Source organism: Actinomadura sp. GTD37, from assembly GCF_041951365.1.
Taxonomy (GTDB): Bacteria; Actinomycetota; Actinomycetes; order Streptosporangiales; family Streptosporangiaceae; genus Spirillospora.
This window is the reverse complement of record NZ_JBGNUS010000004.1, coordinates 444,691-467,161: the sequence shown is the minus strand read 5'-3', so window position 1 is coordinate 467,161 and position 22,471 is coordinate 444,691. Positions and strand designations below refer to the sequence as shown.

At 75.3% G+C, this 22,471-nt stretch carries 16 protein-coding genes; 14 read left to right on the top strand and 2 right to left on the bottom strand.

The features are described 5' to 3' along the window. The first annotated feature begins 13 nt into the window (after positions 1-13). From ACA511_RS23750 to ACA511_RS23730, 5 genes are all read left to right on the top strand, one after another. Positions 14-2,728, top strand: coding sequence for a hypothetical protein (locus ACA511_RS23750; RefSeq protein WP_375026772.1), 2,715 nt, complete (start codon positions 14-16; stop codon positions 2,726-2,728). After that, positions 2,725-3,963 (top strand): hypothetical protein, encoded by a 1,239-nt coding sequence (locus ACA511_RS23745; RefSeq protein ID WP_375026771.1) that lies wholly within the window; start codon positions 2,725-2,727, stop codon positions 3,961-3,963. Before ACA511_RS23750 ends, ACA511_RS23745 begins: the two co-directional genes overlap by 4 nt. Then, on the top strand, positions 3,963-5,939 hold the full coding sequence (locus ACA511_RS23740) for a hypothetical protein (RefSeq protein WP_375026770.1): 1,977 nt from the start codon (positions 3,963-3,965) through the stop codon (positions 5,937-5,939). The genes ACA511_RS23745 and ACA511_RS23740 overlap by 1 nt, the downstream gene beginning before the upstream one ends. A 4-nt stretch (positions 5,940-5,943) precedes the next feature. Beyond that, complete coding sequence (locus ACA511_RS23735) at positions 5,944-7,665, top strand: hypothetical protein (protein WP_375026769.1); 1,722 nt, start codon at positions 5,944-5,946, stop codon at positions 7,663-7,665. A gap of 79 nt (positions 7,666-7,744) precedes the next feature. Next, entirely contained in the window at positions 7,745-8,647 is a 903-nt protein-coding gene (locus tag ACA511_RS23730; protein ID WP_375026768.1) for an LLM class flavin-dependent oxidoreductase, read from the top strand. Here the strand turns inward: ACA511_RS23730 and ACA511_RS23725 are convergent. Next, positions 8,644-9,255 (bottom strand): TetR/AcrR family transcriptional regulator, encoded by a 612-nt coding sequence (locus ACA511_RS23725; RefSeq protein WP_375026767.1) that lies wholly within the window; start codon positions 9,253-9,255, stop codon positions 8,644-8,646. The two genes, ACA511_RS23730 and ACA511_RS23725, sit on opposite strands and share 4 nt — an antisense overlap. A gap of 109 nt (positions 9,256-9,364) precedes the next feature. On the opposite strand from ACA511_RS23725, the gene ACA511_RS23720 reads away from it, so the two are divergent. The 9 genes from ACA511_RS23720 (at position 9,365) to ACA511_RS23680 (ending at position 21,573) form a co-directional block, all read left to right on the top strand. Beyond that, positions 9,365-10,345: a phosphotriesterase gene (locus tag ACA511_RS23720; protein ID WP_375026766.1), complete on the top strand. Its 981-nt coding sequence runs from the start codon at positions 9,365-9,367 to the stop codon at positions 10,343-10,345. 89 nt (positions 10,346-10,434) lie between these two features. Beyond that, the gene (locus ACA511_RS23715; RefSeq protein ID WP_375026765.1) at positions 10,435-11,520 is read left to right on the top strand and encodes a S1C family serine protease; all 1,086 of its coding nucleotides are present in this window, start codon (positions 10,435-10,437) and stop codon (positions 11,518-11,520) included. Positions 11,521-11,586: 66 nt separating this feature from the next. Beyond that, the gene (locus tag ACA511_RS23710; RefSeq protein WP_375026764.1) at positions 11,587-13,863 is read left to right on the top strand and encodes an FdhF/YdeP family oxidoreductase; all 2,277 of its coding nucleotides are present in this window, start codon (positions 11,587-11,589) and stop codon (positions 13,861-13,863) included. A gap of 52 nt (positions 13,864-13,915) precedes the next feature. Continuing rightward, positions 13,916-14,575 (top strand): DUF1707 domain-containing protein, encoded by a 660-nt coding sequence (locus ACA511_RS23705; RefSeq protein ID WP_375026763.1) that lies wholly within the window; start codon positions 13,916-13,918, stop codon positions 14,573-14,575. Between the two features lie 284 nt (positions 14,576-14,859). Further along, positions 14,860-15,231: a DurN family substrate-assisted peptide maturase gene (locus tag ACA511_RS23700; protein ID WP_375026762.1), complete on the top strand. Its 372-nt coding sequence runs from the start codon at positions 14,860-14,862 to the stop codon at positions 15,229-15,231. Positions 15,232-15,254: 23 nt separating this feature from the next. Continuing rightward, positions 15,255-15,494 carry a cinnamycin family lantibiotic gene (locus tag ACA511_RS23695; protein ID WP_375026761.1) on the top strand — a complete coding sequence of 80 codons (240 nt, stop codon included), beginning with the start codon at positions 15,255-15,257 and terminating at the stop codon, positions 15,492-15,494. A 116-nt stretch (positions 15,495-15,610) separates the two neighbouring features. Continuing rightward, the gene (locus ACA511_RS23690) at positions 15,611-18,832 is read left to right on the top strand and encodes a type 2 lanthipeptide synthetase LanM family protein (protein ID WP_375026760.1); all 3,222 of its coding nucleotides are present in this window, start codon (positions 15,611-15,613) and stop codon (positions 18,830-18,832) included. A 3-nt stretch (positions 18,833-18,835) separates the two neighbouring features. Beyond that, entirely contained in the window at positions 18,836-19,720 is an 885-nt protein-coding gene (locus ACA511_RS23685) for a Nif11-like leader peptide family natural product precursor (protein WP_375026759.1), read from the top strand. Next, entirely contained in the window at positions 19,717-21,573 is a 1,857-nt protein-coding gene (locus tag ACA511_RS23680; protein ID WP_375026758.1) for an ATP-binding cassette domain-containing protein, read from the top strand. The genes ACA511_RS23685 and ACA511_RS23680 overlap by 4 nt, the downstream gene beginning before the upstream one ends. 105 nt (positions 21,574-21,678) lie before the next feature. Here ACA511_RS23680 and ACA511_RS23675 read toward each other — a convergent pair whose 3' ends face one another. Continuing rightward, a complete protein-coding gene (locus ACA511_RS23675; RefSeq protein WP_375026757.1) occupies positions 21,679-22,368 on the bottom strand; it encodes a TetR/AcrR family transcriptional regulator in 690 nt (229 codons plus the stop codon). Positions 22,369-22,471: the final 103 nt, after the last annotated feature.

The window sequence follows — 22,471 nt, the reverse complement described above, 5'->3', positions numbered from 1 at the left end:
CGGGGAGGCGCCCGTGGCGTTCGACGACGACTACCGGCGGGAGGTGCTGGAGCCCGCGCGGGCGGCGGGCGACCAGCCTCCCGAGGACCTGCGCGTCCGGTACGCGCTGGACGGCGCACCGTCCGCTAGCCCGCACGCGCCGCCGTTCAACGGACGGGCTCCGCTCGACGGGCTCACCGGGCCGGCCGTGACCGAGCGGGTGAAGCAGGTCCGGCAGTGCTGGCGGCGGGCGCGCGGGCAGCTGAAGTACCGCAAGCTGATCGACCGGCTGGAGGCCGAGCACCGCGAGCTGGCCCCGCTGTTCACCGCCGCCGGGCGCGGCGACCTGCGCCCGCTGGAGCAGCGGCTGCGCGGCGGCGCCGAGCGCGCGGAGCGGCGCCGCGGCCAGGCCCGCGCCCGCCTCGCCGACGCCGCCGGGGCGCTGCGGACGGCGGCGCCCGCCGAGGTGGAGGCGATCGCCCGCACCGCCGGGGTGACCCGGGCCGAACTGGCGGAGCTGGCCGCCGCCGACGGCATCGAGGTCCGCGAACCGGACCCGCTGCCGCCGGGCGCGCCCTACCCCGCGTACCGGAAGGTGCGCGAGTCGCTGGACGTCCTCGGCAAGCGGCACCTCGCCGACTTCGTGTTCGGCGCGCGGCTGACCGGCCCGATCCGCGTCCTGGACGGCTTCGCCGCACCCGGCGGCGACCTGCGCCTCGACGGCGGCGCGGTGGCGGCGGCCGGCGCCGAGTGGGCGCGCCGCAGCCGCGACACCAGCACCACGCACGCCGACACGATCCTCGCCGCGCTCCGCTCGGACGCCGACCCGCACGCCCTGCTGCTGTTCGACGTGGTGGACCGGCTCCGCGAGCGGCTGCGGCAGCGGGCGTCCGAGCGGGCGCTGCTCCGGTACGCGGCCGAGGACCTCGGCGTCGAGCAGGGCGACGCCCGCCGCCTGGTGTTCGCGGTCGTCCGCGAGACGGGCCCGGGCGGCGGCCTCGCGGGCCGCCTCCGCGGCCTCCTCGACGCGGGCGACGTGTACGCCGCCGCCGAACTCGCCGACGCGGCGAAGGTCCGCGACCCCGCGCCGCACGGGGAGCCGGCCGAGGAGGAGTCCCTCGCCGCCGAGGCCCGGCACCGCCTCGACACCGCCCTCCGGCTCCGCGAGGGCGCCGCCGCCGAACCCGATCCCGACCGCGCCTTCCGCCTGCTCGCCGACGCCCTCCGCCTCGTCCGGGACCTTCCCGGCGCCGCCGGGCACCAGCGCCGCCTCGCGCCGCGTCCCGTCCCCGTCCTCCACGCGGACGTCGACCCCGCCCCGGCGGGTGGCCACGGGCGCGCCGGAGCCCCGGACGGTCCGCCGATCGACGGCGGCGGCGCGGCGGGCGGAGTGTCGGTGCGGTTGTCGTGGGAGGCGTCGCCCTCCCCGGTGGGCGAGATCGGCTACCAGGTCGTGCGGCGCGCCGGGCGGGCGCCGCGGGACGTGCGGGACGGCGAGCCGATCACCGGGGTGGTGGACGAGCTGCCGCCGGTCAACGTGCCGCTGTACTACGCGGTGTTCGCCGTTCGCGGGGAGGGCGTGGCGGCGCCCGCGGTGACGGGGCCCGTCGTGGTGCGGCCGGAGCCCGGGGACGTCGCGCTGACCGCCGGGGACGGGCAGGTCACGGGCCGGTGGCGGTGCCCGGCGGAGGCGGCGCGGGTCGTCGTCCTGCGGGACGGGCGGGCCGTGCCGGCGGAGCGGGACGGCTTCCGCGAGCGGGTGCCCAACGGGCGGACCCACCACTACCTGGTCCGCGCCGTCTACCTCGACGAGTCCGGGCGGGAGCTGGTCACCGGCGGGGTGCGGGCGTCCGCCACGCCCAGCGCGCCGCCCGAGCCGGTCTACGAGCTGGGCGCCGAGACCGCCGCGTCCGATCCGGGGCTCGTGCGGGTCCGGTTCGACCGGCCCGGCAACGGCGCGGTCGAGCTGGTGCTGTCGGACGGGCCGCCGCCGTGGCCGCGCAGCGCGGTCGTGCCGCTGGCGGAGGTGCGGCGCGAGACGCGGCGGCTCGCGTGCGCCCCGGCGCCGGGCGGGCTGGAGGTGCGGCCCGGGTCCAGCGGATGGCTGCTGGCGGTGACGGTCGCGGAGGGCGCCGCCGCGATCGGCGCCTACCACCGGCACGTGAACCTGCCGCCGCCGCGCGGGCTGGTCGCCGAGCGGCGCGGCGCGTACCTGCACGTCGGGTTCGACTGGCCGGCGGACGTCACCGAGGTCGACCTCGACTACCTGGTCGGCGGGGAGCCGCGGGCCGAGACCGTGACCCGCGCCTCCTACGACACCCAGGGCGGAGTCCGGCTGCCCGTCCCCGAGGACGCGCCCGTCGAGCTGTCGGTCGCGGCGGCCGGGACGGTGGGCGGCGCGCGGGTGGCGGGGCCGCCGGTGACCGCCGAGGTCGCGGCGCGCACCATCGTCCGGTACGACGTGCTGCGGTCGGGGCCGCCGTGGCGGCGGTCGCTGACGATCCGGCTCACCTCGTCGCGGCCGCTGCGGGTGGCGCGGCTGTCGCTGGTGCTGCGCACCGGGCGGGTCATGCCGCACCGTCCCGGCGACGGCGACACGCTGGGCGCGTGGGAGCAGGTGCCCGTGCCGGGCGAGCTGTCCCTGGCGGCGCCGGACGCGTCCGGGCCGTACTGGCTCCGCTGCTTCGCCGACGACGACGGCGTCGAGCTGAGCGACCCTCCCGTCCGCCGGCTCCAGGTCGCGCGATGACGCGGCCACTGGCCCGGGTGGGGTTCCCCGGGGCGCCGTCCAGGCAGGGCGTCACCTGCCCCTACTGCTTCGCGTCGGTGGCGCCGCAGCGGGTGCTGTTCCGGTGCCGCGGGCAGGTGGGGCGGCGGCGGGGGTGCGCGCCGGTCCTCGACGAGCGGCTGGCCGACTACACGGGGTCGACGGCGGGCGCGTCGCTGCCGCCGGTGTTCGCCGCGTCCGGGCGCAAGGGGCGGGCCGACTGCCCCGAGTGCGGGCTGCCGACGGGGAACCGGGCCTGCCCGGAGTGCCACAACCCGCTGCCGTCCGCGTACTGCGACTCGCCGGGCCGGATCGTCGCGCTCGTCGGGGCGAAGAACGCCGGGAAGAGCACCTACATCGCCGTCCTGCTGCACGAGCTGATGAACCGGGTCGGGACGGAGCTGGACGCGTCGCTCGTGGCGTGCGACGACCGGACGATCGAGCGCTACAAGCGCGACTTCGCGCGGCCGCTGCTGGAGGAGCGGCGGCTGCTGCCGACGACGGCGAGCGCCGCGACCGGCCCGCGCGAGCCGCTGGTGTACCTGCTGACCCGGACGCGGCGGGGCCGGTTCGCGCGCCCCCGCAACGACTCGCTGGCGCTGGTGCTGTTCGACACGGCGGGCGAGGACCTGCGCAGCAGGGAGGCCACCGACCTGCACCTGCGGTACCTGGAGGCCGCCGACGCGATCATCTTCCTGGTCGATCCGCTGGAGCTGCCCGGCGCGCGGGCGGGCGTGCGGGACGCCGTGCCGGGGCCGCGCGCGGCCGGGGACGACCCCGGCAGCGAGCCGCTGAACATCATCGCCCGGGTGACCGAGTCGCTGCGGCAGCGGCACGGGACCCGGCCGGGCGAGCCGCTGCCGGTACCGGTCGCGGTCGCCCTCACCAAGATCGACGTGCTGCGGCCGGGGCTGCTGGAGCAGTCGGCGCTGCACCGGTCGCGGTCTGGGCGGGGCGTGCTGGACCTCGACGACAGGGACGCGGTGGACGAGCAGATCCGGGCGCTGCTGCACGACTGGCAGGCGGGGCAGCTCGACACCTACCTCGGCCAGCAGTACGCCGGGCACGCGCTGTTCGGGCTGTCGGCGCTCGGCGGCGTGCCCGCGGAGGGGCGGGTCGGCGCGGGCGGCGTCCGGCCGTACCGGGCCGAGGACCCGCTGCTCTGGCTGCTGTACCGGTTCGGGATGCTCGACGGCGTGCGGCCCGGGGACGCCTAGTGGCCTGGCAGCTGCACTACACGTCGGCGCGGCGCGGGCCGACCGGCCGGGCCGGGTTCCAGTTCGTCGCGGAGACGCCCGGCCTGCCGGACGGGGTGCGGGCGGGCGTGACGCCGTACCTGTCGTACCGCCCGCCGCCGGACGCGCCGCTGTCCCCCGACGACGCCGAGCTGCGGCTGTTCCCGGTGTCGCTGCTGTACGACCGGGTGGACGGGCGGCCGCTGCTGCTCCGCTCCCGGTACCTCGGCCGCGACTACTCGGGGCGGTTCGGCAACTTCTTCGCGCACGCCGTGGTGGCGGAGCCCGAGGAGCTGGAGGGGCTGCGGCCCGCCGAGCTGTGGCATGCCGCGCACTGGGCGCAGCGGCCCGCGCCGGAGGCCGTCCTCGACCCGCTGGACGAGCTGGACCCGGGCGCCGCGCTCGATCCCGAGGCCCTCGCCGCGTGGCTCGCCGTGTCCGGCCCGGACGACCCGTACGCGCTGCTCGCCCGGCTCGTGGACGCGGTCGCGGCCGTCCTCGGCCGCGGCCACGGCCGCGTCGTGCTGGTCGCCGACGACGTCGAGCTGATCGCGCGCTGGATCGCGGTCGTGTCGTACTCGCTGCCGGTCGCGGCGGCGGCGCGGCTGTCGTTCGTCACCTACACCGCCGACCCGGACGGCGCCGCGCAGCGCCTGGTCGGCACGACGCCCGCGATCTGGGCGGGGGTGCGGCACCACGCCTCGCACGCGTCCGCGTTCGACCTGCGCGAGGGCGGCGCGGACGGGCCGGCGAGCCGCTTCGCGCGGACCGTCGCGGACTGCTGGCGCGCCGCCGACCTCGGCGGCCTCGACGCGCTCGGCGAGCTGGCGCCGCTGGACGACCCCGCGCGGGAGGGGGCCGCCGCGCTGCTGGCGCTGTGCCGGCGCGACCCGGCCGTCACGGCCGGGGAGGAGCGCGCGGCGGCGGAGCTGCTGGAGCGGCGCGGGCCCGGGATCCCCGAGTGGGTGTGGCGCGACCTCGTGCCCGGCGTCCCGTCCATGGGCCTCGACCTGGCGCTGGCCGTCCACGCGCGGGCCCCGGCCGGGCTGCGGGACGCGGTGCTCGACGGGGTGGTCGCGGGGCTCGCCGGGGGGCGGGCGGCGCGGCTCACGCCGGACCACTGCGAGCTGCTCTACCGGCACGCCGACCGGCTGCGGGCCGTGCCGGACGTCGCCGTCCCGGTGCTGACGTCCGTCGCCCGGGGGCGCCGGGGCCGCCGGATCGCGGTCACCGGCGAGCTGCTCCGGCTGGACGGCGCCGACGTCGGCGCGGCCGTCCGCGAGGTGTGGGAGGCGCCGCCGTCCGCCGGCGAGTGCGCCGACCTCCTGGACGCGCACGGCGCGCATCCGGCGCTGGCGGGGCTGCCGTCCCGCACGTTCACGCGGCTGGCCTTCCCCGGCGGCGAGCACCTCGCCGACGCGGCGACGCTGCGGCTCGCCGAACGGGTCCGGGCGCTCATGCCGGACGGGCCCGCCGGGCGCGACGCCGCCGCCGTCCAGGCGTACGCGGCGGCGATCACCGCGGACCCGGCGCGCGCGGCACGCGCCCTGGAGGAGATCGCGGACGCGCCCGGCGCGACCCCGCAGCTCGCCGACGAGGCGTTCGTCGGCGCGGCGCGGCGGCTCGCGCACCGGCCGCCGCGGTTCCGGGCGGAGCTGCTCGCGGCGGTGCCGCCGCCCGTCCGCGCCCGGATCGCCGGGCGGTGGACGGCCGGGCTGGCCGGCCGCGCCCGCGGCGGCCGCGCCCCGCTGCTCGGCCGCGAGATCGAGCAGCGCAACGACCTGGTCGAGGTCGTGCTGCGGCTGCGCGAACGCGGCGTCGCCGAGCCGTCCCTGGAGGCGTGGGCGCGGGCGGCGGCGGGACGCTGGCTCGCCGCCAAGCAGCTCGACGCGCACCTGGCGCGCAGCCCCGAACTGCGCGCCGCGCTCCGCGGCCTCCTCGCGGAAGACGGGGGGTGAGCGCGTGCACCCCGTCCTCGTGCTGCTGCTGATCGCGGTGTGGCTGGGCGCCATGTGGCTCGGGTTCATGTACGTGTTCCCGGTGCTGTTCGCCGCGACGCTCGTCGTCGCCGGGGCCGCCGCGCTCGGCGTGTACTACCTGCACGCGTGCCGGACGCTCGCGCCGTCCAGCCTGGCGGGCCCGTCGCCGGTCGCCGCGCCGGACGTCGCGTACCGGCACTACCTGCTCGGCCAGGTGTGGCGCGACTGGTGGACGATCAGCCGGACGGTCGCCCCGCAGGTGTACCGGACGGCGCGCGGCATCGTCGTGAGCCTGACCCGCACGCTCCTCGGCGGCCCGTGGGGGTTCTTCGTCTTCCCGGTCTGGCTGGCGCTGTGCGCGGGCATCGCGGCCGCCGCCGTCCCCGCCTCGGTGTTCGTGCTGGCGCTGACCGTCCTGTACGGGCTGGTCGCGGCGGTCGGCCTCGCGGTGTGGCTGGCGTGCGTGCTGGTCCTGGCGGCGGTGGAGCGCGGCTTCATGATGTACGGGCGCATCCTCCAGACGTGCCCGCACCCCTTCTGCTACGAGCGGATCGGCCTGCCGGAGTACGAGTGCCCGGGATGCGGGGCGCGGCACCGGCGCCTCGCGCCCGGCGCGGGCGGCGCGTTCCGGAACGTGTGCCGCTGCGGGGCGCGGCTGCCCACGACCGTCCCGCTCGGGCGGTTCCGGCTCGCCGCGTACTGCCCGCACTGCGGCGGGCGGCTGCCGGAGCGGATCGGGCGCGTCCGGGTGGAGCCGCTGCCGTTCGTCGGCGGCCCGGCCGCCGGCAAGACCACGTTCATGGTCCTCGGCATACGCGCGCTGCACGCGCGGGCCCGCGCCGTCCACGGGCGGCTCTCGTTCGTCGAGCAGCGGCACGCGCAGGCGTACGCGGGCGCGATCCGCGAGTTCCAGCGCGGCGGGCGCCTCGCCAAGACCGGCCCGGAGCTCCCCCTGGCGACCATGGTGGACGTGGAGCTCCCGGGGCGGGCCCGGCGCATCCTCTACCTGTTCGATCCCGCCGGGGAGCACTACACGGGCGCGACGGAGGTCGAGTCCCTGCGCTACCTCGACCACAGCGAGGCGCTGCTGTTCATCGTCGACCCGTTCGCCCTCCCCCACCTGCGCCGCGCCCTCACCGGGGACGAGCGGGAGCTCGTCGACCACGCCGCCGTGTCGTCGGAGGAGGACCCCGCCGACACCCTGCAGCGGGTCCTGAACGACCTGCGGTCGCGTCCCGACCAGGGCCGGCAGAAGCGGGTCGCCGTCGTCGTCACCAAGACCGACCTGCTGGCCCGCACGGAGATCGGCCGCTGCCTGGGCGGCGACGCCGACCTCCGCGAGTGGCTCGGGCGCGTCGGCCTCGGCAACACCGTCCGCACCCTCGACCAGGTCGCCGCGCAGGTGCGGTACTTCGCGTCCGGCCTCGCCACCGAGCCCGCGGACGTCGCCGAGCTGCTCGGCTGGGTGACCGGGCTCGGCCCCGCCGGGCCCGGCGACGGCGACGCGCCCCTGACCGACGCCGCGCAGGAGCCGCCGGGCACCGCGCCGCTGCGCGCCCCCTGGCCGGTGCGGGGGCGGGGCTCGGGCCGCGTCCCCATCGGGTACCAGGTCGGACGGTGGGCGGTGCTGTCCGGGGTGTCGGCGCTGACCGTCGCGACCGTCACCGGCGCCGTCCTCGCGGCCGCCGAGCGGTTCCCGTTCTGACCCCCCGCGCCGTCTCCGCGGCGCCCCGCCCGGCCCGCGAAGGTTGCGTCACGGAACTGACGCCGCGTACGGTCGGAGGGTGATCGTCCGCATCGGCATGGCTCCGGCAGCGTCCGCCCTCGGCCCCGAGTCCCTGACCGCGCTCGCGCGCGGGCTCGAACGCGAGGGGTTCGACTCCCTGTGGGTGTCGGAGCGGGTCACGGGCCCCGCGCTCGACCCCATGGTGGCCCTGACGTACGCGGCGGCGCTGACGTCCCGGATCAAGTTCGGGATGGCCGTGATGACGCTCCCCGGACGCGCTCCCGCCGTCCTCGCCAAGGAGACGGCCTCGCTCGACGTGCTGTCGGGCGGGCGGTTGCTGCCCGCGTTCGGGCTCGGCCAGCGGCACGCGGGCGAGCAGCAGGCGTTCGGGGTGCGGCGGGAGGAGCGGGCGGCGATCTTCGAGGAGGCGCTGCCGCTGCTGCGCCGGTTCTGGGCCGAGGACGAGGTCACCCACGACGGGCCCCGGTTCCGCTACGAGGCGCTGCGCGTGCTGCCGAAGCCCGCCAAGCGGGGGTTCGACGTGTGGATGGGCGGGACGTCCGAGCCGGAGCTGCGCCGCACCGGCCGGCTGGCGGACGGGTGGCTCGCCGCGTTCACCACTCCGGCCGAGGGCGAGCGCGCCCGGCTGGTCGTCCAGGAGGCGGCGGCGGGCGCGGGGCGCGAGATCGAGGAGGAGCACTTCGGCGCGGTCGTCCCGTACCGGCGCGGGCCGCTGTCCGCCGAGGCGGAGGCCCGGTTCGCGCGCGTGCGGCGGGTCAGCGGGCCCGCTCCGCTCAAGGACGTCGTGCCCGACCTGGACGGCCTGGCGGCGCATCTCGGCCGGCTCGTCGAGGCCGGCCTGTCGAAGTTCGTCCTGGCTCCGCCGGCGCCGCCGGACGACTGGGACGCCGAACTCGCCGACGTCCGCGACGCCGCCCTGCACCTGCAGACCCGGCGCTAGTCGAGCGCGGCGAGGATGAAGCCGGCGACCTCGTCGGCGAGCCGGGCGGCCGTCTTCGGGCCGTCCGGGCGGTACCAGGACGGCAGCTGGTTGACCATGCCCAGCGCGACGATCGTCACGGTCTCGGCGGGCGTGGCGGCGCCGAACACGCCGTCCCGCTGGCCCTCCTCGACCAGGCCGCGGAACGCCGCGTGGTAGCGGCGGCGGTCGGCGCGGACCGAGCGCATCCGGGCGTCGTCCAGCCGGTCCTTGTCGCGGGCGAACACCTTCGCCTCGTCGATGTGCTCCGCCGTGCTGCGGATCAGCCCGGTCAGCACGGCGCGGACGGCCTCGCGCGGCGGCAGGCCGCGGGCCAGCACGGCGCCGAGGTCGGCGAGCTGCCGGGCGATCAGCGAGTGGTAGATCTCGTAGAGGAGATCGTCCTTGGAGTCGAAGTAGTGGTAGAGCGCGCCCTTGGTGACCTCGGCGGCCGCGACGATGTCCTGCACGGACGTCCCGTCGAAGCCGCGCTCGGCGAACAGCCGGAGCGCGGCGTCCAGGATCCGCCGCTCGACCGCGCTCTGCCGTACGGGCGCCGTCGATTCCGGCGCCGGTACCGTGTCCGCCACCTGGGCACCTCCTTCGCGCGGGCATTGACGCGGATGCGTCCCGCGTCTTAGCTTGCCAGAAACCGACCGGTCGGTATGCACCGGTGGCGCGTTTTCCCGAGGAGAGCCGATGCCCGCAGTAGAGACCGTCCGCGGCCCAATCGACGTCACCGGCCTGGGACGCACGTACATGCACGAGCACGTCTTCGTCCTCGGCGCCGAGAACATCGAGAACTACGGCGCGGGCGACTGGTGGGACGAGGAGGAGAAGGTCGCCGACGCCGTCGCGAAGCTGCGCGAACTGGCGGGACGCGGCATCACCACGATCGCCGACCCGACCGTGTGGGGGCTCGGCCGCTACATCCCGCGCATCCAGCGGATCGCCGAGCAGGTCCCCGAGCTCAACATCATCGTCGCCACCGGCATCTACACCTACAACGACCTCCCGTTCCAGTTCCACTTCCGGGGCCCCGGCACCATGCTGGACGACGGCCCCGACCCGATGATCGCCGACTTCACCCGCGACCTGACCGAGGGCATCGCCGGGACCGGCGTCAAGGCCGCCTTCCTCAAGTGCGCCATGGACGCGCCCGGCCTCACCAGGGGCGTCGAGCGCATCCTGCGGGCCGTCGCCGGGACGCACCGGGAGACGGGCGCGCCGGTCACCGTCCACACCGAGAGCTCGACCCGCGCGGGCCGGACGGTCGCGGGCATCCTCGGCGAGGAGGGCGTGGACCTCACCAAGGTCGTCATCGGGCACGCGGGCGACAGCAACGACCTCGACTACCTGATGGAGCTGGCCGACACCGGCGCGATCCTCGGCATGGACCGGTTCGGCCTCGACGTCATCAACCCGACCGAGAGCCGGGTCGCCACCGTCGCGGCGCTGTGCGAGCGCGGGTACGCCGACCGGATCGTCCTCAGCCACGACGCGAGCTGCTTCATCGACTGGTTCGGGCCGGACCCGGCGACCGTCCCGGCGATGCAGCCGAACTGGAACTACCGGCACATCAGCGACGACGTCCTGCCCGCGCTGCGCGCCGCGGGCGTCGGCGACGCGCAGATCGACCAGATGCTGGTCGGCAACCCCCGGCGCTACTTCACCCGCTGACCGGCCGCGCGGCGGCACCTCCTTTACATAGCGGACTATTTCCCATGAATCGGGAATCATGGAGAGAATCTGCGGGAGGAGGCACCGAGGTGAGCGAGTACCCCGTACGTCGCGGCCTGCGTGCCGCTGTTCCGATACTGCTGGCCGTGCTGCCGGCCCTCCTCGTCCCGGGCTGCCGGGTCGTCGAGAACGGGGGGACGGGGGACGTCCCGCCGGTCGTGGAGACCACCGCGACCAAGCAGGCCAAGCCCAGCGGGCGCAAGCCGGGCGTGGTCAACATCGAGACCGAGCAGGAGCTGAGCGGCACCCGCGCCGCCGGGACGGGCATCGTGCTCACCGCGGCCGGCCTGGTGCTGACCAACAACCACGTGATCAAGGGCGCCACCGCGATCAAGGGGACGGACACCGACAACCGCCGCACCTACCCCGCGGAGGTCGTCGGCTACGACCACGCGGGCGACATCGCGGTGATCCGGCTGACCGGCGCGACCGGTCTGAAGACCGCCGCGTTCGCCTCCGCGTCCAGGGTGGACGTCGGCGACGTGGTGACCGCGGTCGGCAACGCGGGCGGCAAGGGCGGCTCGCCCGCCGTCGTCACCGGCAAGATCACCGCGCTGGAGCAGGCGGTGACCGCCCGCGACGACAGCAGCGGCACGTCCGAGCGGCTCACCGGGCTCATCGAGACCAACGCGCCGATCAAGCCGGGCGACTCCGGCGGCCCCCTCCTCGACACCCGCGGGAAGGTCATCGGCATCAACACCGCGGCGTCCGCCGGGCTCACCACGAAGGGGGCCGAGCCGAAGAAGGACCACCGCGGCTACGCCATCCCGTCCGACCGGGCGCTGGAGACCGCCCGCCGGATCCAGCGCGGCGAGGCGTCCTCGACCGTGCACATCGGCCGGACGGCCATGCTCGGCGTCAAGGTGCGCTCCAACGGCCGCTCCCCCGGCGCGCTCGTCGCCGAGGTCGTGCCCGGCACGCCCGCCGAGGCCGCCGGGATCCCGGTGGGCGCCGCCATCGTCGCCTTCGCCGACGGGGTCGTGGACTCCCCGACCGCCCTGACCTCCATGATGCTCGCCCACCATCCGGGCGACGCCGTCCGCATCGAATGGACGACCCGCCAGGGCGCCCGCCTGGCGACCACGCTCCGCCTGGGGGAAGGCCCGCCCCAGTAGCGGCGCCCGGCGTGCGAAAGTGGAGGCGGCCGCCGACTCGGCCGGACCGCGAACGAGGAGTGCCCCATGACGCGCAAGGCGCCCGCCGACGACTTCGACGACTCGGGTCTGGAGGTCACGAAGCCGAAGACGTGGGCGGCGGGCGTGCCGGGGGTCACGGCCGCGCTGCGCGGCGCGTACGCGCAGATGGGCGCCGGGCGGACGGCGCTGACGCTGCTGCGCGTCAACCAGCGGCGGGGCTTCGACTGCCCGGGCTGCGCCTGGCCGGAGGGCGACCGCCGGCACGTCGCCGAATTCTGCGAGAACGGCGCGAAGGCCGTCGCGGAGGAGGCGACGCGGCGGCGCGTCACGCGGGAGTTCTTCGCCCGGCACACCGTCGCCGAGCTGGGCGAGCGGTCCGACCACTGGCTCGGGCAGCAGGGCCGGCTCACCGAGCCGATGGTGCGGCGCGCCGGATCCGAGCACTACGAGCCCATCGGATGGGACGAGGCGTTCGGGCTGCTGGCGTCCGAGCTGACCGCCCTCGGCTCCCCGGACGAGGCCGTCTTCTACACCTCGGGGCGCACCGGCAACGAGGCCGCGTTCGCCTACCAGCTGTTCGCCCGCGCGTTCGGCACCAACAACATGCCGGACTGCAGCAACATGTGCCACGAGTCGTCGGGGTCCGCGCTGAGCGAGACGATCGGCGTCGGCAAGGGCTCGGTCCTCCTCGAAGACCTCTACCAGGCCGACCTCATCTTCGTCGTCGGCCAGAACCCGGGGACCAACCACCCGCGGATGCTGTCGGCGCTGGAGCGGGCCAAGAAGGAGGGCGCCCGGATCGTCGCGGTGAACCCGCTGCCCGAGGCGGGGCTGATGCGGTTCAAGAACCCGCAGCGGCCGTCCGGGGTGACCGGGCAGGGCACGGTGCTCGCCGACCGGTTCCTGCAGATCCGGCTGAACGGCGACCTCGCGCTGTTCCAGGCCCTCAACCGGATGCTGCTGGAATCGGACGAGCCCGACGCCCTCGACCGCGGCTTCCTCGCCGCGCACGCGCACGGGTTCGCGGCGTTCGAGGAGCACGTCCGCGGCCTCGACTGGGCCGACGTACTGGAGGCGACCGGCCTCACCCGCGGCGAGATCGCCGCGACGCTCGGCGACGTGCTCGCCGCGAAGAAGATCATCGTCTGCTGGGCGATGGGCCTCACCCAGCACCGCAACTCGGTGCCGACGATCCGCGAGATCGTCAACTTCCTGCTGCTGCGCGGCAACATCGGCCGTCCGGGCGCGGGCGTCTGCCCGGTGCGCGGCCACTCCAACGTGCAGGGCGACCGGACCATGGGCATCTGGGAGAGGCCCAAGCCCGCGTTCCTGGACGCCCTCGCCGCCGAGTTCGGCTTCGAGCCGCCGCGCGAGCACGGCCTCGACACCGTGGACGCGATCCGCGCCATGCGGGACGGCAGGGCCCGGGTGTTCCTCGGCATGGGCGGCAACTTCGTCCGCGCCACCCCCGACTCGGCCGTCACCGAGGCGGCGCTGCGCGGGTGCCGGCTGACCGCGCAGGTGTCCACCAAGCTCAACCGGTCGCACGCGGTGACGGGCGAGCTGGCGCTGATCCTCCCCACGCTCGGCCGCACCGAGCGCGACGTGCAGGCGTCCGGGCCGCAGTTCGTGTCCGTCGAGGACTCGATGGGCATGGTCCACGCGTCCCGGGGGCGGCTGGCCCCGGCGTCCGGGCACCTGCTGTCGGAGGTCTCCATCGTGTGCCGCCTCGCGCGGGCGGCGCTGCCCGGCTCGGGCATCGGCTGGGAGGCGATGGAGCGCGACTACGACGTGATCCGCGACCACGTGTCCCGGGTCGTGCCCGGCTTCGACGGCTACAACGCGCGGCTCCGCGAACCGGGCGGCTTCACGCTCCCGCACGCGCCCCGCGACGAGCGCAGGTTCCCGACCGCGACCGGCAAGGCCAACCTGACGGTGAACGAGCTGGAGGTGCTGCGGGTCCCGGAGGGCCGGCTGCTGCTGCAGACCGTCCGCAGCCACGACCAGTACAACACCACCATCTACGGGCTCGACGACCGCTACCGGGGCGTCAAGGCGGGACGCCGGGTCGTGTTCGTCAACCCGGCCGACCTGGCCGCGCTCGGGATCGCCGACGGCGCGGCGGTCGACCTCGTCTCCGAGTGGCCGGGCGACGCCGAGCGGCGCGCCCCCGGCTTCCGCGCCGTCTCCTACCCGACCGCGCCCGGCTGCGCGGCGGCCTACTTCCCGGAGACCAACGTCCTCGTCCCCCTCGACAGCACCGCCGAGGTCAGCAACACCCCGACGTCCAAGTCCGTGGTCGTCCGGCTCGAACCGGCCTGATCTTCCGCTCCGGCCGGTCGCCGGGCGGGCGGCGGCGGATTAGGCTTCGCCCATGACGAACCTCCCCGAGCCGTCCGGCGGGCCCTCGGCCCCGGACATGCGAGCCGGTGACGCCGACCGGGAGCAGGCCGCACAGGTGCTGCGCGACGCGGCGGGCGACGGACGGCTCACCCTCGCCGAGCTGGACGAACGGCTGGACGCGGTCTACGCGGCGAAGACCTACGGGGAGCTCGCGCCGCTCACCCGCGACCTGCCGGCGCCGGGCACGTCCGCGCCGGCGGCGCCGCTCACCGGGGCGGACTGGCGGCCGGTCCGGGGCGCGCCGTCCTGGCGGATCGGCATCGGGATCATGAGCGGGTTCAACCGGACCGGCGTCTGGAACGTGCCCCGCAAGTTCAGCGCGTTCGCGTTCTGGGGCGGCGGGAAGATCGACCTGCGCGAGGCCCGGTTCGACGAGGGCACCGTGACGATCCGGGCCCTGGCGATCATGGGCGGGTTCGAGATCATCGTGCCGGACGACATCACCGTGCACGTCAAGGGCCTCGGCATCATGGGCGGCTTCGACCAGCGGGCGAGCGGTCCCGGCGTGCCCGGCTCGCCCACGGTCGTGGTGAAGGGGCTCGCGTTCTGGGGCGGCGTCGGGGTGAAGCGCCGCAAGCGCCGCGGCGCGAAGAAGCGGCGCGAGGAGCTGGGGCAGGGCGAGGCCGGCTAACCCCGGCAGGGCGAGGCCGGCTAACCCGGCAGGACGTCCGCGGCACACCACCGGGCCCACGGTCTCACCTCCGGGGCACGCGGCCATCTCATCGACGGACAGGTCCGCTTCACTTTCGGGCCATTGTCCCGCTCACCCCTCCCTACTATCGTCACTCTGAGTAAAGAGATGCTCACGTAGCGTCCTCAGGCGCCCGCCCTGCGGGCCGTCGCGCAGTCGGCCGGTCTGTCGATTCCGCCGACCGGGGACGAGCGGCCGAGCACGACCACCAGGAGGGCGAGCCGATGAGATCTGGCCCCAAACCACCCAGCGACCTGACGAAGCACAAGGGCATCGAGACCGTCCGCCAGATCCAGAGCCTGATGCTCCTGTGCTCGGTGCTGCCGCCGGACGGCAAGATGCGCGAAATGCTGAAACTCGCGCTCGAGATCCGCAATGAGGAATTCCCGGCCGACATCGCGCCGATCCGCGACCTGCACCCGCAGGCCACCAAGACCTGGCTCGAGTTCTTCTGGACCCGGGTCGGCATATCCGCCGAGGAAAGGGAGCTGATCGACTGGCAGAACACCAAGGAGAAAATGGATGTAGCCGTCCAGGAGCTACAGAACGCCGAGCGGAGGCTCGGCATGAAACTGGCCCCCCGGATGGTCGAGTAAAAGGCACCAGACCAGGAGGAAAAATGTCATCGAGCACCATTCTCCGGCACGCCGCCGCCGACGCGGACTTCCGCGCCGAACTGCTCACCGCAGCGGACTACTTCGGCGTGCCCGCCACCGCCGTCCCGGCGGCGGTCGAGCAGCAGGACACCGCGTCGCTGGGCTACTGGACCGAGGGCGTCGCCGCCTTCGACGCCTACGCCTGCGCGTCGACCTGCAGCTCGGGCCCGTTCACCTTCGCGTGCGACGGAAGCACCAAGTAGGGCACGGCTCCACCGAACGGCCCCGGTCCTCGCGCCGGGGGTGAGCGGAAGCTCGGATGGGCCGAAGCCATCGGCCCATCACCCGCCCTTTCCACACAGCCGAGGAGTGCGCCCGCGTGAAGCCGACCTACCCACTGGACCTCGCGGCCCGCGCCGCCAACCTGTCCGAGCGGATCCGGATCGTGTCCGCCCTGGGCCCGCCCGACGCCCCGGAACCGCCGGCGCCCTTCGACGTCTGGAAGATCGACCGGCTGGCCGCCAAGCTGGCCGCCAAGTTCGGCGCGGAGACGAGCCCGCGGCGGGGGCGGCCGCCGCACACCGAGCAGTCGCTGCGCGAGGTCCTGCGCGCCTACCGCGGGCACGAGCTCGGCCTCACCGATCCCACCGGCCCGCTGGGCCGGATGCTGGCGGACGTCCACGCCGGCTGGCTGCCCGCCTACCGCGCCGCGCTGGACGGGTTCGATCCCGCCGGCGACGCGTCCGCGGGGGCGGACTGGCGCGCGGACGACGTCTACTACGGCCGGCTCGCCACCGCCTGCGAGCCCTTCCTGGTCGAGCTCGGCCGCCGGCTGACCCGGGCGATCGACGGCGCCCCCGCGTCCGCGGTCCGCGTGGCGCCCCGGCTGGCGGCCGACTTCCAGACCTACCTGCTCGACCGGTTCGAGCTGGCGCTGGCCTGGGCGGTGGAGGCCGACGCGAAGGTGCACTGCCAGGTGCACGGCATCGACCCGGCGAGCGCGACCCGCGAGGACTACCGCGCCTACCTCGACAAGACGTTCGCCGACGCCGGCGCCTACCACCGCTTCTACCTGGAGTTCCCCCTCCTGGGCCGCTGGCTCGCCCAGGCCACCGGGCTGCTCGCCGAGCACGGCGCCCAGCTGATCGCCCGCTTCCGGGACGACGCCGCCGAGCTGTCCCGCGCGTTCTTCGGGCAGCCGGTCACCGCCGTGCGCACCGCGCGGCTCGGCCGCTCCGACCACCACGCCGGGAACCGCAGCGTCGCGATCGTCGAGGTCGAACTCGCGGACGGCGCCCACGAGTGCGTGGTCTACAAGCCCCGCGGCCTCGAGGGCGAGGCCGGGTTGCAGGGGCTGCTGGCGCGGCTGCGCACCGACGGGGTCCTCGGCTACGCCGAGCGGCCCGTCCTCCCGAGGGACGGCTACGGCTTCGAGGCGCTGATCCCGCAGGGGCGCAACCGGGTCGCCACCCGGGAGCAGGCGGAGCACGTCTACGCCGAGCTCGGCGGCTACCTGGCGATCTTCTACGTGCTGGGGGGCGGCGACCTGCACTTCGAGAACGTCCTCATCGCGGACGGCCACGCCTTCATCTGCGACTGCGAGACGGTGCTCGGGGCGCTGCCCAAGGGGCACCCGCGCCCGTCGGGCACCCTGATGGACTCGGTCTTCAAGACCGGCCTGATCGAGTGGCCGAGGGGCGGCGCGGCGCCCGAGGGCGAGATGCGGATCAGCGGGTACACCGGCGGCGGCGGATACGAGATGCCGATGCCGGTGCCCGAGGTCGACCGGCGGCAGTCCTTCGCGTCGTCGGTCACGCACCGCGACGGAGTGCGCGTCGACCCGGGGGCCGCCAACCGGGTGTTCATCGGCGACGAGCTGACGCACGCGGAGGACTTCGCCGACGCCATCGGGTCCGGCTTCGACCGGGTCTACCGGTGGTTCCAGCAGCGGCCCGACGAGGCGATCGCGTGCGTACGCGGGCTGTTCGCCGGTTCCAGCGTCCGGTTCATCAACTGGAGCACGCAGGTCTACTCGCAGCTGCTGGCGGCGGCCCGGCATCCCCGGTGCCTGCTGGAGCCGCTGGAGGTCGACCTGCTGATCAACACCGTGCGCACCTTCCCGCGCAAGTGGGACCAGGACGCGGCCCTCCCGGACTGGGAGCTGGAGTCGCTGTGGCGCCAGGACGTCCCGCTGTTCACCGTCGGGGCGGACCGCACCGGGCTCGTCCACGACCACGCGTCCGCCGTCGGGGCGGAACTGGAGGTCAGCCCGCTCGACCACGCCGCCTCCCGGATCAGGGGGCTGTCCGGGCAGAACCGCGCCCAGCAGCGCCAGTACATCGCCGCCGGGCTGTCCGGCGGCGACGTCACCAGCGCCGACTTCGCCGCCACGTGCGTCGAGCGGGCGGCCGGCCTCGGGGAGCAGCTGTGCGCGATGCTCCGCGCGCCGGACGCGCCCGCCCCGTGGACGTCCTTCGTGATCACCGGCGAGGGGCGGGACGAGGTCGACATCGAGGGCGACCTCTACAACGGCTCGGGCGGCATCGCCCTGTTCCTGGCCTACCTCGACGCCCTCGATCCGCGTCCGGAGTTCCACGCGGCCGCGCGGCGGGCGCTGGAGCACGCCACCGCCACGGTCGACCGGCGGCGCATCGGCGCCTTCACCGGGCTCGGCGGCATGATCTACGTCCTCACGCACCTGCACCGCCTGTGGGGCGAGCGCGCCCTGCTCGACCGCGCACTCGAACTCTGCGACGAGCTGACCGGGCGCATCGACCGGGACGACCACCTGGACGTCTTCCACGGCGCGGCCGGGCTCATCCCGGTGCTGATCGGGCTGGCCGGCGCGGCGGACGGGCGCGGCCTGGAGCAGGCGCACCGGTGCGCCGGGCACCTGCTGCGCCGCGCGGAGGCCGACGGCGGCTCCCTCTCCTGGCCCGGCGCCGACCTCGGCGCCGCCGGGGCCAACCTGACCGGGCTGTCGCACGGCGCCGGCGGCGTCGGCTGGGCGCTGATCGCGCTGGGCCGGCTCACCGACCGGCCCGAGTACGTCTCGGCGGGGCGGCGAGCCTTCGCCTACGAGTCCCGCCACTTCGACGACAGCGCACAGGACTGGTACGACCTGCGCGAGTTCCCCGGCGGGACGCTCTGGCGGGGACGCCACTACGCCAACGCCTGGTGCAACGGCGCGTCGGGCATCGGGCTGACCCGCATCCAGAGCTGGGCCCTGCTCGGCAAGGACGACGACGCGCTGCTGACCGAGTCGCGGCGGGCGCTGACGGCGACGATGCGCAATTTCCCGCGGCTGATGAACGACTCGCTGTGCCACGGCCGGTCGGGCAACGCCGAGCTCTTCCTGCGGTTCGCGCTGCTGGCGGACGAGCCGGCGTTCCGCCTGGAGGCCAACGTCCAGGTGCAGGCGCAGTGGCGCAACCTCGAGGACGCCCCGCCGGCGTCCGCCAGCGGCTTCTTCCCCGGGCTGATGCTCGGCCTGTCCGGTTTCGGAATGCACTTCCTGCGGCTGGCCCATCCTGAGCGGGTCCCCTCGGCGCTGCTCCTGGACGCCCCGCCGCCACCCGCGTCGACCAGAGGAGTGATGTGACACATGTCCGTTGAGTCCTGCGCCGCCTTCCTGCGGGTCGCCCTCGGCGACGCGCAGGTCCGGCAGCAGATGAAGGCCATGACCGCGGTCGCGGAGATGGTCCGCCTCGGCCGGTCGCACGGCTACGTCTTCGACGGCCGGGATCTGGCGGCGGCGTCCTCCTCCCCGGACCTCGCCGCGGCCGTGGCCGCACCCGCGGCGCGGCCGGCGCCGCCCGCGGCCGAACCGACCGCGTTCTACCACCACGAGTACGACATGGACCAGATCCCCGGTTTCGCCGCCGTCATCGACGAGCTGCCGGCGTTGAAGATCAAGCCGTCCACGGTCGACCTCGCGCGTTTCGACGAGCGCTTCCGCGCGGAGGACCTGCGCTCCACCTCGCTGCTCCCGGGCAGCGCCGAGTACCGGCGGTGGCGTGCCGGGCTGGACCCGCGGGACAGGCGCGACTTCCACCTCGTCAACCTGGACGACCACGTCGACCACGCGGGCTACGCGGCCTATTACGCGGCCAAGACCCGCCTGGTCGCCGCGCTGGAAGAGGTCTTCGACGGCGAGGTCCGGATGTCCGGCAGCATGTGGTACCCGCCGTCGAGCTACCGGTTGTGGCATACCAACGAGGACCAGCCCGGCTGGCGGATGTACCTGATCGACGTCGACGAGGAGTTCCCCGACCCCGAGCGCACCTCCTTCTTCCGGTACCAGCACCCCGAGACCCGCGAACCGGTCACGCTCCTGGAACGGCCCCGGCTCGCCCGGTTCTTCAAGGTCGAGCAGGACCCGGACCGGCTGTTCTGGCACTGCATCGTCAACCCGACGCCGCGGCACCGGTGGAGCTTCGGCTTCAACGTCCCCGACACCTGGTTCGCCGGCATCGCGGGCCGGTCGTGAGCGTGCGGCCGGACGCCGCCGCCACCGCGCCCGCCGGGCCCGCTCCGGTGACCCCCGCGATCAAGGCGACCGGCCTGCGCAAGCGGTACCCCGGCGTCGACGCGGTGGCCGGGGTCGACCTGACGGTCGCCCCCGGCGAGAGCTTCGGGTTCCTCGGGCCCAACGGGGCGGGCAAGACCACCACGATCGCGATGCTGTGCACGCTGGCGGCGCCCACGTCCGGCCGGGTCGAGATCGCCGGCCACGACACGCGGACGGACGCCGCGGCGGCGCGCCGCCGGATCGGGCTGATCTTCCAGGAGTCCACCCTGGACGGCGAGCTGACCGCGGCCGAGAACCTGCGGTTCCACGCCGATCTGTACAACGTCCCGGCGGCGCGGGTACCGGCGCGCATCGCGGAGACGCTCGCGCTGGTCGGGCTGACCGGCTGCCGCGACCGGGTGGTGCACACCTTCTCCGGCGGCATGCGCCGCCGCCTGGAGATCGCGCGGGCGCTGCTGCACCGCCCGCAGATCCTGTTCCTGGACGAGCCGACCATCGGGCTGGACCCGAACGCCCGCGCCCAGGTCTGGCGCTACCTGCGGCACGTCTGCGAGAACGAGGCGGTCACCCTCTTCCTGACCACCCACCACCTCGAAGAGGCCGAGCAGTGCGACCGCATCGCGATCATCGACGCGGGCCGGATCGTCGCGCAGGGCAGCCCGGCCGAGCTGAAGTCGGTGCTCGGCGCCGACCGGGTGGACCTGCGCACCGGCGACGACGCGGCGGCGGCGGCGCTGATCGGCGAGCGCCTCGGCCTGGACGTGCTCCGGGGCCGGGAGGGGCTGCGCCTCCAGGTGCCCGACGGGGCGCGGGTATTGCCGCGGCTGCTCACCGAACTCGACGTCCCCGTGTACGAGGCGCGGGTCACCTCGCCGAGCCTGGACGACGTCTTCCTGCACCACACGGGCCACCGGATCCGCGACGAGACCCCGCCGGAACCGCCCGGCGCGGCGGGCGCGGCGCCCCGCGCGGTGCGGGAACCCGCGGCGTCCGAGCCCGCCGGGGGCGGGCCGCGGGCGGAACTGCGCGCCATGGGGATGGTGTGGCGGCGCGAGATGCTGCACTTCAGGCGCGACCGCCTCGGAGCCGCCATCTCGCTGGTCCAGCCGCTGATGTTCCTGTTCATCCTCGGCGTCGGGCTGGCGAGGCTGATGCCCGGCCCCAGCGGCGACGCCTACCAGCTCTTCCTCTTCTCGGGGGCGCTGGTGACGGCCGCGCAGGGGCCCGCCCTCGCCACCGGAACCTCCATCATGTGGGACCGGCAGGGCGGATTCCTGCGCGAAATGCTCGCGGGCCCGGTCAGCCGCGGCTCGCTGCTGGTCGGCAAGTGCCTGGGCGGCACGACGGTGGCCGCCTGCCAGGGCGGCATCCTGCTCGGCACCGCCGGCCTGGTCGGCGTCCCCCTCGACGGCGTCCTGATCACGCTGCTGCTGGGCGAGCTGGTGCTGGTGTCGCTGGCCATGACCGTCCTGAGCGTGCTGCTGTCCACCCTCATCCGCCGCCCGCAGACCTTCGGCACGGTGCTGACCGTGATCATGGCGCCGCTGGTGTTCCTGTCCGGCACGTTCTTCCCGATCGGCGCGATGCCGCCGTGGATGGCGGCGCTCGCGCTGGCCAACCCGCTCACCTACGCGGTGGACGTGATGCGCCGCACCATCACGGCCTACCTGCCGGACGCCCCGTCCGGGCTGTTCCAGCCGCTGAGCCTGGGGTCGTGGCATCCGCCGGTGGCGCTCGAATGCGGCCTGATGGCCGCGCTCACGGCCGGCGGCCTGGCCTGGGCCGCCCACCGCTTCTCCCGCACCGCCTGAACCGCCGCTCCGGCGGCACGGAACGGGCGGCTCACGAGGAGGCCGACGAGCGAGCAGCGGAAGGGGCGGGAACGCCGCGGAGAGCCGGCGCGGGGCGGGTAGCGCTCAGCCGGCGGCGATGCGGTCGAGCCATTCGCCGAGCATCGCCGCCTCGGTGGCGGTCAGCGCGGTGGGCGGGGCGGCGTCCAGGGCCGCGCGCAGCGCCACCGCGCGGGCGTTCGCCGCGGTATCACCGCCGGGCCGCTCCCCGTCCTGGACGGTGATCGCGGCCAGCACCGCCTCGCGGGTCCGGACGGACAGGTCGTCGTCGACCGCGCCGGAGATGACCGAGAGGGTGACGCCGACCCCCGCGGCGTGGATCATCCGGGCGGCGGTCCCGACGGCGACGCGCAGCCGCCCGGCGCGGGCGACGGCCTCGACCAGCCCGGTCAGGAGGCGGTCGGCCTCCGCCGCGACGGGCGGCGTCCGGGCCGTGCCGTACATCAGCGTGTAGAACGCGGGGTTGGTGCGGCCGAACTCGACGTGCAGGTCCCAGCCCTGGCGCAGGTCGTCGACGGGGTCTCCGGTGCGGGCCTGGGCGCGCTTGCTCGCCAGGTACCGCTCGAACCCGTGCGCGGCGACGGCGTCGAACAGGCCGCGCTTGTCGCCGAAGTGGTGGTAGAGGGTCGGCGCCCCGACCCCGGCGGCGGTGCACACGGCGCGCGTCGAGACCGGCTCGCCGGCCGCCTCGGCGAGCAGCCCGGCGGCCGCGCGGACGATCCGGTCCCGCGTGTCGGGGTCCTTCTGAGCAGTCACAACATCGATGTTACAGAAATTCATCGAGCAACGCTATGCTCACGGGTGTAGCGTTACTACAGTCATCGCTATATCAACGCTATGGCGGTCGTCCCGGCCGCCA